This window comes from Kitasatospora sp. NEAU-69 (genome assembly GCF_057158765.1).
In genome coordinates this window covers 124,432-139,148 of sequence record NZ_JBWXUE010000024.1, presented here as the reverse complement: position 1 = coordinate 139,148, position 14,717 = coordinate 124,432, and the positions used below count along the sequence as shown (strand labels likewise).

At 71.4% G+C, this 14,717-nt stretch carries 12 protein-coding genes, 1 pseudogene and 1 riboswitch; of the genes and pseudogenes, 2 read left to right on the top strand and 11 right to left on the bottom strand.

The window, feature by feature from the left end:
* Positions 1-18: 18 nt before the first annotated feature.
* Positions 19-870 (bottom strand): IS5 family transposase, encoded by an 852-nt coding sequence (locus AC060L_RS26280; protein WP_483799146.1) that lies wholly within the window; start codon positions 868-870, stop codon positions 19-21.
* 47 nt (positions 871-917) lie between these two features.
* A complete protein-coding gene (locus tag AC060L_RS26275; RefSeq protein WP_483799145.1) occupies positions 918-1,949 on the bottom strand; it encodes a DUF2786 domain-containing protein in 1,032 nt (343 codons plus the stop codon).
* Between the two features lie 812 nt (positions 1,950-2,761).
* On the opposite strand from AC060L_RS26275, the gene AC060L_RS26270 reads away from it, so the two are divergent.
* Positions 2,762-3,535 (top strand): ABC transporter ATP-binding protein, encoded by a 774-nt coding sequence (locus tag AC060L_RS26270; protein WP_483801384.1) that lies wholly within the window; start codon positions 2,762-2,764, stop codon positions 3,533-3,535.
* Positions 3,536-3,759: 224 nt separating this feature from the next.
* On the opposite strand, the gene AC060L_RS26265 is transcribed toward AC060L_RS26270, so the two are convergent.
* The 7 genes and pseudogenes from AC060L_RS26265 to AC060L_RS26235 form a co-directional block, all read right to left on the bottom strand.
* The gene (locus tag AC060L_RS26265) at positions 3,760-5,136 is read right to left on the bottom strand and encodes an NAD(P)/FAD-dependent oxidoreductase (protein WP_483801383.1); all 1,377 of its coding nucleotides are present in this window, start codon (positions 5,134-5,136) and stop codon (positions 3,760-3,762) included.
* Positions 5,137-5,572: 436 nt separating this feature from the next.
* Positions 5,573-6,514: a Ppx/GppA phosphatase family protein gene (locus AC060L_RS26260; protein WP_483801382.1), complete on the bottom strand. Its 942-nt coding sequence runs from the start codon at positions 6,512-6,514 to the stop codon at positions 5,573-5,575.
* Positions 6,511-7,208: pseudogene (locus AC060L_RS26255) on the bottom strand (DUF501 domain-containing protein). The gene AC060L_RS26260 and the pseudogene AC060L_RS26255 overlap by 4 nt, the downstream one beginning before the upstream one ends.
* A 22-nt stretch (positions 7,209-7,230) precedes the next feature.
* The gene (locus AC060L_RS26250; RefSeq protein ID WP_483801381.1) at positions 7,231-7,662 is read right to left on the bottom strand and encodes an FtsB family cell division protein; all 432 of its coding nucleotides are present in this window, start codon (positions 7,660-7,662) and stop codon (positions 7,231-7,233) included.
* A gap of 215 nt (positions 7,663-7,877) precedes the next feature.
* The gene (gene eno, locus AC060L_RS26245; RefSeq protein WP_483801380.1) at positions 7,878-9,164 is read right to left on the bottom strand and encodes a phosphopyruvate hydratase; all 1,287 of its coding nucleotides are present in this window, start codon (positions 9,162-9,164) and stop codon (positions 7,878-7,880) included.
* Positions 9,165-9,433: 269 nt separating this feature from the next.
* Positions 9,434-10,354: a transglycosylase family protein gene (locus AC060L_RS26240; protein ID WP_483801379.1), complete on the bottom strand. Its 921-nt coding sequence runs from the start codon at positions 10,352-10,354 to the stop codon at positions 9,434-9,436.
* Positions 10,355-10,359: 5 nt separating this feature from the next.
* A riboswitch (cyclic di-AMP (ydaO/yuaA leader) is annotated at positions 10,360-10,509 on the bottom strand.
* A 280-nt stretch (positions 10,510-10,789) separates the two neighbouring features.
* Positions 10,790-12,037 carry a cytochrome P450 family protein gene (locus AC060L_RS26235; protein WP_483801378.1) on the bottom strand — a complete coding sequence of 416 codons (1,248 nt, stop codon included), beginning with the start codon at positions 12,035-12,037 and terminating at the stop codon, positions 10,790-10,792.
* 148 nt (positions 12,038-12,185) lie between these two features.
* Between AC060L_RS26235 and AC060L_RS26230 the strand changes: the two genes are divergently transcribed.
* On the top strand, positions 12,186-12,602 hold the full coding sequence (locus AC060L_RS26230; protein ID WP_483801377.1) for an SDR family NAD(P)-dependent oxidoreductase: 417 nt from the start codon (positions 12,186-12,188) through the stop codon (positions 12,600-12,602).
* A gap of 37 nt (positions 12,603-12,639) precedes the next feature.
* On the opposite strand, the gene AC060L_RS26225 is transcribed toward AC060L_RS26230, so the two are convergent.
* Positions 12,640-13,653 carry a nucleoside triphosphate pyrophosphohydrolase gene (locus tag AC060L_RS26225; RefSeq protein ID WP_483801376.1) on the bottom strand — a complete coding sequence of 338 codons (1,014 nt, stop codon included), beginning with the start codon at positions 13,651-13,653 and terminating at the stop codon, positions 12,640-12,642.
* Between the two features lie 65 nt (positions 13,654-13,718).
* Positions 13,719-14,375, bottom strand: a complete 657-nt coding sequence (locus tag AC060L_RS26220) for a SurA N-terminal domain-containing protein (protein ID WP_483801375.1) — start codon at positions 14,373-14,375, stop codon at positions 13,719-13,721.
* Positions 14,376-14,717: the final 342 nt, after the last annotated feature.

Genomic DNA, 14,717 nt, shown 5'->3' with positions numbered 1-14,717 from the left:
AGAGCGTCCGCCAGTAGGTCATCGGATGCGGGGGCTGTGGGGGCGTGTGTCCCAGCGGTGGGTGAACCATGCTCGTCGTATCAGGCTGCGGATGGTGACGATGGCCGTAGCCAGGGCGATGTAGAACTCGACGCACGCCCGGCGGCGCTCGGTGCAGCGGCGGAGCTTGCCGAAGTTGTTCAGCCACGAGTTCGTTCTCTCCACCACCCAGCGGCCGTCCGCCTGGATCGGGGTCTGCTGGCCGCGTTTGGCGATCCGCGGAGCGATCTGGCGTTCTGTCAGGTCCTCGTAGACGATGCGGTAGTCGTATCCGGCGTCCAGGCTGAGGCTGGGGTGCTCGGGCAGCGGGCCGAGTTCCTTGCCAAGGTCGCGGTACTGGTCGAGGGTCGTCGGAAGGAGCGTGTGGTCGCGGATGTTGGCCGGGGCCGGGTGAGTGACCAGCGGGATGCCGTAGGCCTCGGTCAACTGCGAGCGTTTGACGCCTTGTTTGGCACGGTCAACCGGGCTCCTGCCGGCGCATTCGCCTCCGGACGGTGCCTTGGTCTGGCAGCCGTCGGCAGCCAGATGCTCCAGCTCCAAGCCGACCATGCGGTCGTAAGCGGCCAGAGCCGCCAGGCGCAGGACCTCGCCCATCCCCAGGGCGATCCAGTGGTCCCGGCGGCGTCGGATCGTGGTGGCTGAGCAGGCCTGGTCCGCCACGCGCTCGTAGCCCATGCCGGACACCAGGACCAGGATGAGCCTGTCGAAGACCAGCGCGTCGGGGATGCGCGGGTTGTGGCAGCCCAGCGGGTGGTCGTCCCGGTGTTCCGGCAGCAGCGCGAGGAACTCCTTGCGCAGCGGATCCAGGATGCAGGCAGGAACGACAGGCACGAGCCCTCCCCGAACACGCGGACGTCACAGCGCCGCGCCCGGGCGGTTCAGCGCAGCGCGCCGGCCCTGGTGTGCAGTTCGGCCCGGTCGGCGGCGGCCGTGCCGTGGGCCCACCCCTCGCGGTCGTTGGCGTATGCCGAACCGTGACTGTACGACAGCTCGCCGAACAGCTCGTCCACCTGGTCGTCCACGGCTTCGGCCCGCGAGGCCAGCACCGGCAGCAGCCCTGCCGTCCGGCCGACTTTTCCGGCCGCCTTCACCGCCTGCTCGGCGACCCGCCCGAGCCGCTCCTCGATCCTGGCGGCGTAGGCCACCAGGAACGACTGCCTGAAGGACCGGGTGCGCGAGCTACCGTCCCCACGCTTGCGCGCGCCCGCCGCCTGCAGCGCCGCCTGGGCCTGGACCAGCAGCGAGGTGAACAGCAACTCGACCGCCTCCACATCGGAGGCGAAGCCGACCACCGTGGAGAACCCCAGGTTCCTCGACCACACCGTGCGACAGCGGTTCGCCTCCGCCACCGCCTGCAGCAGCACCACCTTCGGCTCCTCATACGGGGCATCCACCGCCACCCGCACCCCGCCCGGCGTCTGCCGCTCACCCCGCTCCACCGCCAGCAGCGCCATGTCGATGCTGTGCTGGGACATCAACTGCTGCGCCTTGGCCGTCAGCGCTTCCGCCTCCTCGGGGAAAGAGGTCGACTCGGCCTTCGCGAGCAGTGCCCGAATCTTGCCCAGCAGCGAAGACTCCACCCCGCCGGCCTCGACCATCCCAGCGCTGCCGGTCTCACAGGGCACCGGCATCAGCCGCGGCACCTCGGGAAGCCGGCTCAGCAGTTCGAACAGTTCAACGACGGCCCGTCCCAGCACCACCGGATCGCTCTTCTCCCGCGCGGCCGCACCGTCGACGTAGGCGTCGTCGTCACCCCACCACGCCGTAGCCGATGCCTCCGCAAGCTGCTCGGCCCAGCGATTGGGCAACCGCCTCGCCGGATACTCGCGGTGCTCCGCGGCGACCAGATCGGCGGCGATCCGCGCGTGCCGCACGGCCAGCTCCCGGCGTGCGACACGCACCACATCCATTGGCTGCCAGCCACGGTGCCACAGATCGTGCACCACCACTCCACCCACCTGGAGCACCGCACGGCCGATACCGCGCCGGGCGAACAGCGCAGCGGCTCGCTCAAGCGCCGCTGCGCGACGCCCGGCGTCTCCAGCCGGCACAGCACACAACCGTGCCATCGCCTCATCCAGGAGATCCGCGACAGTCCGCGCACCACCCGGCCGAGGAACGGGCCCGCCACTACCCAGGCAGAACGGATCACCGCACTCGCAGGAAGCGAACCCGAAAGCCGCCCCTTGCCCCGCCCCGCTCCGCCCTCTCGCGTCCCGCTGCTTCTTCTTGGCCCGCCGACGCTCCTGGTTGCGCTTACCCAACCCAGTTCCCCAAGCCCTCTATCGCTGTCCCACTGCCGATACCGAGCGTAGCGGCAAACCGGAGCACACCACCTGCCGACAACGGAACAGAGCACCAGCGCGAGCGATCACCGGACCTACTGGCGGACGCTCTAAGCTGCCCGTGTCTGCGTTCCACCATCCGGGCCGGAACCGATCCGCCCGTGTGTGGGCTACCCCTGAGCCTAGTCGCCCCGATCCCTGTTGCGCATGTTCCCAGCCAGGGAAGTTGTCATGTTTCCTTGCCATCTGACGAACAGTCTGCGATTCGGCCAGCGCAGGCGCCTGTTCCGGCCATCAGGGTCCACGTCATACCGCAGGAGGAGCAAGTGTCACTCCAGTAGGACTTGAGTCGAGCGGCCCAACCGTCCGGCGGAGCGACGCGGACGGGGATCGGCAGGACCGAGCATGGAGGTGTCCCCCACCGACAGGAGTGCCCCGTGACCACGACGACCGCGACCGCCGCCCGCACCGGCCGGGCGGCCGCCCGTGCAGTCGGCCTCAACAAGGTGTACGGCACGGGTGAGACCCGTGTGGTCGCGCTGGACAACGTGAACGTCGAGTTCGGGCAGGGCGAGTTCACCGCGATCATGGGACCGTCCGGTTCGGGCAAGTCGACCCTGATGCACTGCATGGCCGGACTGGACACGGTGACCTCGGGATCGGCCACCATCGGCGACACCGAACTGGTCGGCCTGAGGGACAAACAGCTGACGAAGCTGCGGCGCGATCAGATCGGCTTCGTCTTCCAGGCGTTCAACCTGCTCCCGATGCTGACCGCGCTGGAGAACATCACGCTGCCGATGGACATCGCGGGCCGCCGGGCCGACCGGGCCTGGCTCGACCGGGTGGTGGACACGGTCGGCCTCTCGGGCCGGCTCTCGCACCGCCCGAGCCAGCTCTCCGGCGGCCAGCAGCAGCGGGTCGCCTGCGCCCGCGCGCTGGCCGGGCGCCCCGACATCGTCTTCGCCGACGAGCCGACCGGGAACCTCGACTCGCGCTCCGGCGCCGAGATCCTCGGCTTCCTGCGCAACTCGGTGCGCGAACTCGGCCAGACCGTCGTGATGGTGACGCACGATCCGGTGGCCGCGTCCTACGCGGACCGGGTGGTCTTCCTGGCCGACGGCCGGATCGTCGACGAACTCGTCGGCCCGACCGCCGACACCGTCCTGAACCGGATGCGCCGCTTCGACGCCAAGGGCCGGGTCAGCTGATCCACCGCTCGGCACCGCCTTTCGAGGCCGGCGCCGGCGGGAAACGACGAGGGGCCCCGGCCCGGTGGTCCTCTCCACCGGGCCGAGGCCCCTGTCTGTCATGCGTTCGTACTCCGCCCGGTCGCACGGCCGGCTGAGCACCACGGAGGTCGTGGTCCGGCGACACTGCCGGGCGGAGGGCCTCCGACTCACACCCCGGCTTCCCTGCCGCCGGGGTAGGTCGCTTACTTGCTGCTGGCGAGCGCCTTCTCGGCTTCGGCGGGCGCCTCGACCGCGGCGGGCCGCGGCACGACCGCGGTGACCTCCTGGAAGGCGCCGAACGGCTTCTCCATCTCGGAGAGGCCGACCGTCTCGCGCTTCAGGAACATCGCGAGCGTCCAGTCCGTGAAGACCCGGATCTTGCGGTTCATGGTCGGCACCCGGCTGCCGTGGTACAGGCGGTGGAACCACCAGGCCGGACGGCCCTTCAGCTTGTACTTGCCGAAGAGGATCGCCACGCCCTTGTGCAGGCCCAGGCCCGCGACCGCGCCGAGGTTCTTGTGCTCGTAGTTCTTCTGCGGGAAGCCGCGCATCCCGGAGATGACGTTGTCACCGAGCACGATCGCCTGACGCACCGCGTGCTGCGCGTTCGGCGGGCACCAGGCGCCCTCACCGGCGGCGAGGTCCGGCACCTGGGCGTTGTCGCCGGCCGACCAGACGTTGTCGAAGCCCTGGACCTGGAGGGTCGGGGCGGTGTCCACGTGGCCGCGCGGGCCCAGCGGCAGGCCGAAGTTGGCCACGGCCGGGTTGGGCTTGACGCCCGCGGTCCACACGATGGTGGAGGCGTCGGCCTCGATGCCGTTCTTCAGCATCACGTGGCCGTCGACACAGGAGTCCATCGAGGTCTCGATGTAGATCTCGATGTTGCGCTCTTCGAGCTTCTCCTTGGTCCACAGACCGAGGTCCGGGCCCATCTCGGGCAGGATCCGGTTGGCTGCCTCGACCAGGATGAAGCGCATGTCGTCGCGGCTGACGGTCTTGTAGATCTTCGCCGCGTCCCGCGCCATGTCCTCGACCTCGGCGATGGTCTCGACGCCGGCGAAGCCGCCGCCGATGACCACGAAGGTGAGGGCCTTGCGCCGGACGTCCGGGTCCGCCGTGGACTCGGCCTTGTCCAGCTGCGCCATGACGTGGTTGCGGAGGCTGATCGCCTCCTCGACCGTCTTCATGCCGATGCCGTGCTCGGCCAGGCCGGGGATCGGGAAGGTGCGGGAGACCGAGCCGGTGGCCACGACGAGGTAGTCGAAGGTCAGCTCGTAGGAGTCGCCGGCCAGCGGCGCGATGGTGGCGACCTTGCGCGCGTGGTCCACAGCGGTCACGTGACCGGTGAGCACCTCCGCGTTCTTCAGGGCGCTGCGCAGCGGCGCGACGAGGTTGCGAGGCGCGACGTTGCCGCCGGCCGCCTCGGGAAGGAAGGGCAGGTACGTCATGTACGACCGCGGGTCGACGACCGTGACGGTCGCCTCTCCGTAGCGCATCTTCTTGAGGATGCGCATCGCGGCATACAGGCCGACGTAACCACCGCCGACAATGAGGATGCGAGGACGCTCCGTGGTGCTCATATCGGAAAGTATCCAGCACCCTTCGGAGCACCCTGCGTGAGGCCCGTCACAAGGCTCTGGACAGCCCCTGCTACACTACGCGCCCCCTCTCCGGGTGACGCGCGCGTCAAGAGGGCACCTGACGCAGTCCACTCGCAGGTTTGAACCGACACGGCCTCGTTGAGCAGCAACGATCCCTCCGCTTCCGAGGTTCCCGCGCTCGTGTATTCGATTTCACCGGCCGATGAGGAGCCGTGCCTGGGATCCATCGACCGGGCCCGGTCGGTGACCTTCGGTCACGCAATCCGGGCGGAGCGGACAACCCTGTGCGACGAATGACCGGATCGCCATGTGAAGAAATTCACGAACTTTCTCGCGACACGCGGCCGCGAAGGGGTCCGACAGCCCCTTCGGGGGCTCCCACGCCCTTCGACGGCGCGTGGGAGCCCGGCCGGGTTCAGCCCGCGACGCTCCAGGCGATGCCGTCGAGGATGTCGTGCTCGCTGACCACCAGCTCCGCCGCGCGGGTCCGCTCCATGATCGCGAGCAGCACCAGGGCACCGGCCCCGATCACGTCGACCCGGCCCGGGTGCAGCACCGGGATCGCCGCCCGCTCCGCGTGGTCGGCGGCGAGCAGCCGCTCGGCGACCTCGCGGACCTGTGCCGGCGAGAGCCGCGCGTGGTGCACCGCCTCGGAGTCGTACGAGGTGAGCCCGAGCGCGATCGCGGCGACCGTCGTGACGGTGCCGGCCAGGCCCACCAGCGAGCCGGCCTCGGTCAGCGGGACCACCTCGGCGGCCCGGTCGAGCGCCGCCTCGATGTCGGCCCTGGCAGCGGCGATCTGCGCCGCCGTCGGCACCCCGGAGCCGGCGAAGTGCCGCTCCGTCAGCCGCACGCAGCCGATGTCCACCGAGCGGGCCGCCTGCACGCTCGCCTCGCCCAGCACGAACTCGGTCGAGCCGCCGCCCAGGTCGAAGACCAGGTAGGGCGCCGCGACGGCGCCGCCGGCCAGCTCCCGGGTCGCACCGGTGAAGGAGAGCTGGGCCTCCTCGTCACCGCTGATCACCTCGGGCTCGACGCCGAAGATCTCCCGCACGCCCTTCGCGAAGTCGGCGCTGTTCTCGGCGTCCCGCGAGGCGCTGGTGGCCACGAAGCGGGTCTGCTCCGGGCCGATGCCGTGCTCCGCGACGACGGCCGCGTACTCGCGGCAGGCCGCGAAGGTGCGCTCCAGCGCCTCCGGCGCGAGCCGGCCGGTGCGGTCCACGTCCTGGCCGAGCCGGACGATGATCATCCGCCGGTCCAGGTCGGTGATCGTGCCGGTCTGCGGGTCGAGCTCGGCGATCAGCAGACGGATCGAGTTCGTGCCGCAGTCGACGGCGGCCACCCTGGTGCTGGTCACTGCTGTTCCCCTCCCTGCTCCTGCGCCTGAGCCTGCTCCTGCTGCTCCGCCTGCTCCTGCTCGCGGCGCTTGGCGGCCCGCTCGGCGGCCTTCTGCTCCTTGGCGGCGATCACCGCCGCGTGGTCCTCGGCCTCGGCGCGCTGGGCCTGCAGCGCCGCGATGCCGGCCTCGACGTCCTGCTCACTGACGCAGGCGCCCTTGCGCCACCACTCGGGCAGCATCGCCAGCGCCTCGTCACCCAGCGGGTTGACGCCCTCGCCGGCCGCCAGCGAGTGGCCGACCAGCACGTGCAGGCACTTCACCCGGTCCGGCATGCCACCGGCCGACGGGAAGCCCTGCAGCACCTCGATGGCGTCCCGCCGGGCGATGTAGTCCTCGTGCGCCTTCTGGTACGCGGCGGCCAGCTCCGGGTCCTCGGCGAGCCGGGCGGTCTGCTCCTTCATCACGCCGTCCGCCTCCAGGGTGCCGATCAGCGAGGCGGCCTTGGGGCAGGTCAGGTAGTAGAGGGTCGGGAACGGCGTGCCGTCGGGCAGCCGCGGCGCGGTCTCCACCACGTCGGGGTTGCCGCACGGGCAGCGGTGCGCGACCGCACGGGTGCCGCGCGGGACACGGCCGAGCTGGGCCGCCACCGCGGCCAGGTCGCGGTCGGCGACGGGCTCGGCGGATGCGGCGGATGCGGCGGACTGGTTTTCAGTGCTCATGTGGGTGGTGTCTTCTCACGGAACGGGGGTCGGGGTGGCGGCGGCGTCCACGGAGCTCCAGACGGTGGCGTACCAGGGCTGGTCCGCCTTGGCCGCGGACTGCGAGGACTTGGTGGGTCGGGGCTGCGCGGCACCGGCCGACGGGGTGGGGTCGACCGCTACGAACGGGGTCTCGCCGGGCATCGCGTAGTGCAGGCGCTCGCGGGCCTGCGCCTTGACGTACTCCGGGTCCTGCCAGCGGGCCCGCTCCTTGCGCAGCTCCTCGACCTGCACCCGGGCCTGCTCGGCCTTGACCCGCTGGGCGTTGATCTGGTCGCGCTGGTTGATGAACTGACGGGTCGGATAGGCCAGGATCGCCACCAGCGAGCAGAGGACCAGGACGAGCACGGCGGCCCGGCTGGTGAACCGCGGCCGGACCGCGAAGCCCGGCATCTTCCAGCCTGCCATCTCTCGACCCCTCCCACATCGCGCCGGTGCCCCGGCGTCCACCCTACGGGGCGAACGGCGGGGCACCCTTTATTTCAGGCTCGGTTCGCCTCCGGGCGCTTGGACCCGGTGCTGACGGTCGGCGGGCACTGCGCTCCCTCGTACCTCGGTCGCTTGGCCCTTCTCCCTTTCAGCACCGGCGCGCCCTTCGGCTCACTCGCGTGGCCGGGGCTAGGTCAGCCCTCGAAACGGAAGCGCGGGAAGGCGGCGCGGCCCGCGTACTCGGCGGCGTCGTCGAGGATCTCCTCGATGCGCAGCAGCTGGTTGTACTTGGCGGTGCGGTCCGAGCGGGCCGGGGCACCGGCCTTGATCTGACCGCAGTTGGTGGCGACCGCGAGGTCGGCGATGGTGACGTCCTCGGTCTCGCCGGAGCGGTGCGACATCATGCAGCGGTAGCCGTTGCGCTGGGCCAGCTCGACGGCGTCCAGGGTCTCGGTCAGCGAGCCGATCTGGTTCACCTTCACCAGCAGCGCGTTGGCGGTGCCGGTCTCGATGCCCTTGCGCAGGCGCTCCGGGTTGGTCACGAACAGGTCGTCACCGACGATCTGGACCTTGTCACCGAGCTTGTCGGTCATGGTCTTCCAGCCGTCCCAGTCCGACTCGTCCAGCGGGTCCTCGATCGAGACCAGCGGGTAGTTGGCGACCAGGTCGGAGTAGTAGTCGATCAGCTCGCCGGCCGAGAGCGGCTTGCCCTCGAACTGGTAGGCGCCGTCCTTGTAGAACTCGGAGGAGGCGACGTCCAGCGCGAGCGCGATGTCCTTGCCGGGCACGTAGCCGGCCAGCTTGATCGCCTCGGTGATCAGGTCCAGCGCCTCGCGGTTGGAGTCGAGGTTCGGCGCGAAGCCGCCCTCGTCGCCCAGACCGGTGGAGAGGCCGCGCTCCTTCAGCACGCCCTTGAGCGTGTGGTAGACCTCGGCACCCCAGCGCAGCGCCTCGGAGAAGGACTCCGCGCCGATCGGGGCGATCATGAACTCCTGGATGTCAACGTTGGAGTCCGCGTGCGAACCGCCGTTGAGGATGTTCATCATCGGAACGGGCAGCACGTGCGCGTTCGGGCCACCGAGGTAGCGGAACAGCGGCAGGTCGCTGGCCTCGGAGGCGGCGTGCGCGACGGCCAGCGAGACGCCGAGGATCGCGTTGGCGCCCAGCGAGGACTTGTCCGGGGTGGCGTCCAGGTCGAGCATCGCCTGGTCGATCAGCCGCTGCTCGGTCGCGTCGTAGCCGACCAGCTCCGGGCCGATCTGCTCGATCACGGCGAGGACGGCCTTCTCGACGCCCTTGCCGCCGTAGCGGTTCTTGTCACCGTCGCGCAGCTCCAGCGCCTCGAAGGCACCGGTGGAGGCACCGGACGGCACGGCGGCACGGCCGGTGCTGCCGTCGTCGAGGCCGACCTCGACCTCGACCGTGGGGTTGCCGCGGGAGTCGAGGATCTCGCGGGCGACGACGACATCAATGGACGGCACGAGGCATCTCCTATGCGGAAGCGGTCCTTGTGGACAGCGGTCCTGGGACGAGGAACGGAGTCGTTACGACCAGAGCCTAACCGCACCGGCCGGTCGGACCACTCGGGCCCGGCTGCCGTCTCACCGTGTGGCTCGACTACCTGCCGGTAGTTCACCTGAATGCCCGTGCGGGGCCACCTGGGGCGACCCCGCACGAACTGGCTTTCCGGGCGCGCCCGGTGGACCCGGCCCGACGACCCGACGGCCCGGCAGAGCGCGCTGCCACGGCGTCAGCCGAGGTGCAGCACCTGGCCCGGGACGATCAGGTTCGGGTCGCCGCCGACGGTCGAGTGGTTGGCCTGGTACAGCTCCTGCCAGCCGCCGGTGAAGTGCTGGGACTGGGCGATGTGCGAGAGCGTGTCGCCGGCCTGGACGGTGTAGTCGTGGCCGGTGGCGCTCGGCGCGGCGGCGGGCGCCTGGGGCTGCTGCGCCGGGGCCTGCTGGACCGGGTGCGCCGGAGCCTGCTGGACCGGAGCGGCCGCAGGGGCCTGCGCCGGGGCGGCGGCGAACTGGTTGTACACGCTCTGGTGGCTGGTCCAGTACCAGCCACCGTCCTTCTGGTACCAGAAGACCTTGCTGTCGCCGTCCCAGCCGGCCTTGCCGGGGAAGCTCGGCGCAGCGGACTGCGGGGCGGCGGGCTGCGTCTGCGGCTGCGTCCGCTGCGACTGGACGGTCGGCTGCGTGGACGGCTGCGCCGGGGCCTGCGGCTGACTCCTGGTCTGGGCCTGCGGCTGGGCGGCCGGCGTGCTGGTGTCGATGGCCGGGGCACCGCCGCCGCGGGTCAGGCCCGCCTCGCCCGAGCAGACCGGCCAGGCGCCCGGGCCCTGATCGGCCAGCACCTTCTCGGCGACGGAGATCTGCTGCGCCCGGGTGGCCTGGTTGGCCTGCGGGGCGTACTGGGTGCCGCCGTACGCAGCCCAGGTCGAGGAGGTGAACTGCAGCCCGCCGTAGAACCCGTTGCCGGTGTTGATGCTCCAGTTGCCGGTGCTCTCGCAGTCGGCGACCTTGTCCCAGGTCGAGGCGGGGGCGGCGTGCGCGCCGGTGGCGGTGAGCAGCGGCAGGGCCAGGCCCACTCCGGCCACGCCGGCGACGGCGATGGCCTTCTCGGCCTGGGTGCGACGACGGTGACGACCGTTACCGGTGAACAGCATGAAGGTGTCCCTCTCCGCACGCCTGCGAGGTGAGCTGTCGGGTTCGGACCGGGAGGTGGCCCGGCCGCCGGAGGGCGGCTTCACCCCTAGCCGTGGGGAACGGCAGAAAATCCTGGGTCCCCCGCCCCTGCCCAAGGGTTGGTCGGTGTCCCGACGACGCGGAGGGCAGGACTCGGCGTACCGCGCGCGGGGTTCGCAGCTGCGAACTCCAGGGAGGGTAGGCAGATTGCCTGACCAATCACAAGCTCATATCGCATACATCACACGAGAATTACAGACGGTCGTGGATCGCCTACCAACAGATCAGGTTTGTCCGGGTTGATGCCCATTCAAACCGCCCTCACCTGCGGTGATTCGACACGCCGTCGGATGGTCGAACGGTGATCCGGAATCAGTTCCTCCGCGGTTTCCGCCACGCAATGTGCGGACGCTTCGTCAGCCCTCCGGCGTGAAGCCGACCGGGAGTTCCCGCAGGCCACGCATGATCAGACCGCCGCGCCAGCGCAAGTCGGCGGGCTCGGCCGCCAGCTGGAGATCCGGCAGCCGGGTCAGCAGGGTGGCGATCGCGCGCTGGCCCTCCAACCTGGCCAGCGGGGCGCCGATGCAGTAGTGGATGCCGTGCCCGAAGCCGAGGTGCGGGTTGTCCTGCCGGGCCAGGTCGAGGGTGTTCTCCGCGGCGAACCGGTCCGGGTCGCGGTCGGCCGCCGCGAGCACCACCAACACCGGGTCGCCGACCGGGATCCGGACGCCGCCGATGGACAGCGGCGCGGTCGCGAACCGCCAGGTGGCGAGCTCCACCGGACCGTCGTAGCGCAGCAGTTCCTCCACCCCGGTGGCCAACAGGCCGCTCTCGCCGCGGCGCAGCGAGTCCTGGAGCAGCTCACGCTGGCCGGGGTTGCGCAGCAGCGCGTACATGCCGTTGCCGATCAGGTTGACCGTGGTCTCGAAACCCGCGAAGAGAAGGATGAACGCCATCGCGGCGGCCTCGTTCTCGCTGAGGTGCTCGCCGTGGTCGCTGGCCCGGATCAGACCCGAGATCAGGTCGTCGCCCGGATCGGCCCGCTTGCGGTGGATCAGCTCCGCGAGGTACGTCCGCATCCGCTTGACCGCGCGGGCCACACCGCCGCGCGGGCCCCCGCCGTGTCGGATCATCATCCCGGCCCAGTCCCGGAAGTCGTCCTGGTCCTCCGGTGGCACGCCGAGCAGGTCACAGATCGCGTAGATCGGCAGCGGGAACGCGAACTCGTGGATCAGGTCGGCCGTGCCGCGCGCCGCGAAGGAGTCGATCAGCCGGTCGGTGAGCTGCTGCACCCGGGGCTCGAACTCGGCGACCCGGCGCGGCGTGAACGCCTTGGAGACCAGCCGGCGCAGCCGGGTATGGTCCGGCGGGTCGATGTTCAGCAGGTGCGTCATCAGGTCCGCCTGCCGCTCCCCCGGGATGCCGACCCGCCCGGTGCGGTGCGCCTGCTCGCTGTGGTGCGCCGGGTTCTTGGAGAGCCGGCTGTCGGCGAGCGCCTGCCGGGCGTCGGCGTAGCGGGTCACCAGCCACGCCTCGACGCCGCTCGGCAGGGTCGTCCGGTGCACGGGGGCGTACTCGCGCAGCCAGGCGTACGCCGGGTAGGGGTCGGCTGCGAAGTCCCAGGTGAACAGGGGCGGCATGGGGGTATCGGGCTGGTCCGGCATGGCTCGACGTTATCCCCTGCGAGGAGGAGTGAGTCTGGTCACCTGGCGGGTAATCCCTGTTGCGGAGGGTCAGGAGGCGCCTACGATCCTCCGATACGCCAAAGGCGGGCGGGACAGTGCGGTGTCGCCCCCAAGGGAGGAGCAGGCCATGCGAGTAGCCGGGGCAGTGGTGGTCATCGCGGTACTCAGCGGCGGCGACGGGGCCGGACCGGCCCACCGGTTCGCCGCCGCGGGAGCCGCGGGTCTGCTGATCGCCGACCCGCACCCGGGGGCCGCCGAGGACCTGGCCGCCGAGCTGGACAAGCCCGGCTGCCCGGTGATCGGCGTCAGCTCCGACATCCACCTCCCCAGCGACATCGCCGCCCTGGTCTCCACCGCCGAGAAGCACCTCGGCGCGATCGACCTGTTCTGCGTGGCCGGCCCGGACGGCGAGCGCATCGTGGCGCTGGCCGAGCTGCCCGGCCACCTCGACCGGCTCGCCGAGCTGCTCGACCCGCTGGGCGAGGCGATCGGCGAGGTCGTCCCGCCGCAGCGCCGGGTCATCACCGCCGAACTCGCCGGCTGAGCCCGCTCGCCCTCCCCCGCCCCGCCCCTCGCCCGACTCAGTCGCTCGTGAGCCCCTCGGCTGCCCGGACCGCGTCCCGGTAGCCGCGGGCCGCCGCGCGCAGCGCCGCGTCCGGGTCCACCCCGGCGTCGTGCGCGCGCTGGACCACGGCGAGCAGCAGCGCGCCCGCCGACTCCTCGGTCAGCTCGGCGGGCAGCGCGTACGGCGCGTCCGGCACGGCGGCGAGCTCCGGCTGCCGGTCCCGGGCCCGCCGCACCCGGGAGACCAGCTTCGCCGCGTAGGCCAGCGCCGGCAGCCCGGCCGGCACGCCGTCCAGCACCGACTCGCGGTCCTGCTTCTCGGCCGCCTTCAGCGCCTCCCAGTTCGCCTCCACCTGCTCGGTGGTGTCCGCGTCGCTGTCGCCGAAGACGTGCGGGTGGCGGTACATCAGCTTCTCGACGATGTCCCCGGCCACCTCGTCGATGGAGAACGGGTCCTCGGCATCCTCCTCGGCGATCCGGGAGTGGAAGAAGACCTGGAGCAGCACGTCCCCGAGTTCCTCGCGCAGCGTCTGCCGGTCGCCCTCCTCGATCGCCTCGACCAGCTCGTACGCCTCCTCGACCAGGTACTTCACCAGCGAGGCGTGCGTCTGCTCGGCGTCCCACGGGCAGCCGCCGGGCGAGCGCAGCCGATCCATCACCGTGACCAGGTCGAGCAGCCGGGCGCCGGGCAGGTCGTACGAGCCGGGCAGCAGCTCGATCTCCGGCACGCTGCCGGCCTGCTCGACCGCGATCCTGGCCAGTGCGTCGGTCAGCCCCGGGTCGCCGTCCGTACTGCCCAGGAAGAGCAGCGGCGCGCGCTCGGTCAGCAGCCGGGCCAGCGCGGGCGCGCTGGTCCGCTCGACCTGCTCGACGGCGACCCCGGCCCGGGCCAGCGCCGGCAGCTGCGGGTGCGCGGGGTCGGCGACGAGCACCAGCGGAGCCGCCCGCAGCGCCTCCCAGGCCGGCCAGCTGAGCAGCCCGGGGGCGATGCGGTGGGTGGTGGTGAGGAGGGTCAGCTTCGAGGTGTCCACACCCCGAACCTACCTCCGGGCGAAGCTGCGTCCGGGCGGACCCGGCTCAGGTGGCAGCGCAGGCGTCAGGCGGCAGCGCCGGACTGCGGCAGCCAGTCGGCGGACGGGCCGTCCAGCACCGCCTGCTGCGCGTCCCAGCTGCCGTAGCGCGGATTGACGGTGACCTTGAGCTCCGCCGAGGCCTCGGAGAGCAGCTGGTGAACCGTCTTGTTGCCCTCGGTGGTGCCGAGCTGCTGGCCGGAGAGCGCGGCCAGCTTCTGCAGGCCGATCTGCTCGCGGTAGAACCCGTCGATCTCACCGGCCGGGACCGCGTTCTTCAGCAGCAGCATCTGCTCCAGCTCCGGCTCGCCGCCCCAGACCTGGACCTGCGCCTCGCGCGCCTGCGCCACCTCGGCCGGCGTGACGCTCACCCCGTGGGTCTCCAGCGCGTGGTCCACCACCTGGCCGAAGACCATGCCGGAGACCGTCGCGCCGACCAGTCCGCTCTGCTCCTGGTACTGGCCGCTGGGCAGCTGCGCCGCCTGGGCCCGGAACTCGGCCACCCGTGCCTGGACCGCCGAGACGCTGATCCGGTCCTGGCCGACCACGGCGGCCGCCCCCGGATGCGACTGGCCGCCGCAGGCGGTCAGCGCGGCGGCCGCGACCAGCACGCCGAGCGCGGGCAGCGCGCGGCGGACGGTGCGGTGGCGGGTGAAGGTGCGGACAGAGCTGCTGCGGATCACGCGGGGCCTCCCGGGCGCGGGACGAGACTGCGGTGGCGTCCGACTACTGCCGACTACTGACGGGAGACGAGAATAGGCAGCAGACCTACCCGTTGCCCAGACGTCGTACCGAACGGTTGACCCGAACGGGCGATGGTGACCATCCGTCAGCCGAGGAAAGCTCGGCTGACCGCTACTCCCCGGTGACTTCCCGGCCTCCGAGCCCCCGAGCCCCCGTCGCGCTGTCGGCGCCGCAACACTGCAGCGCCGTCCCGCCGTCCCGCCGTCCCCCGGACGCACGAGTGGCGGGGGGGGGGAAAAGCGCCAAACCCCCCCCCCCCCCCCCCACCCCCCACCCCCTCT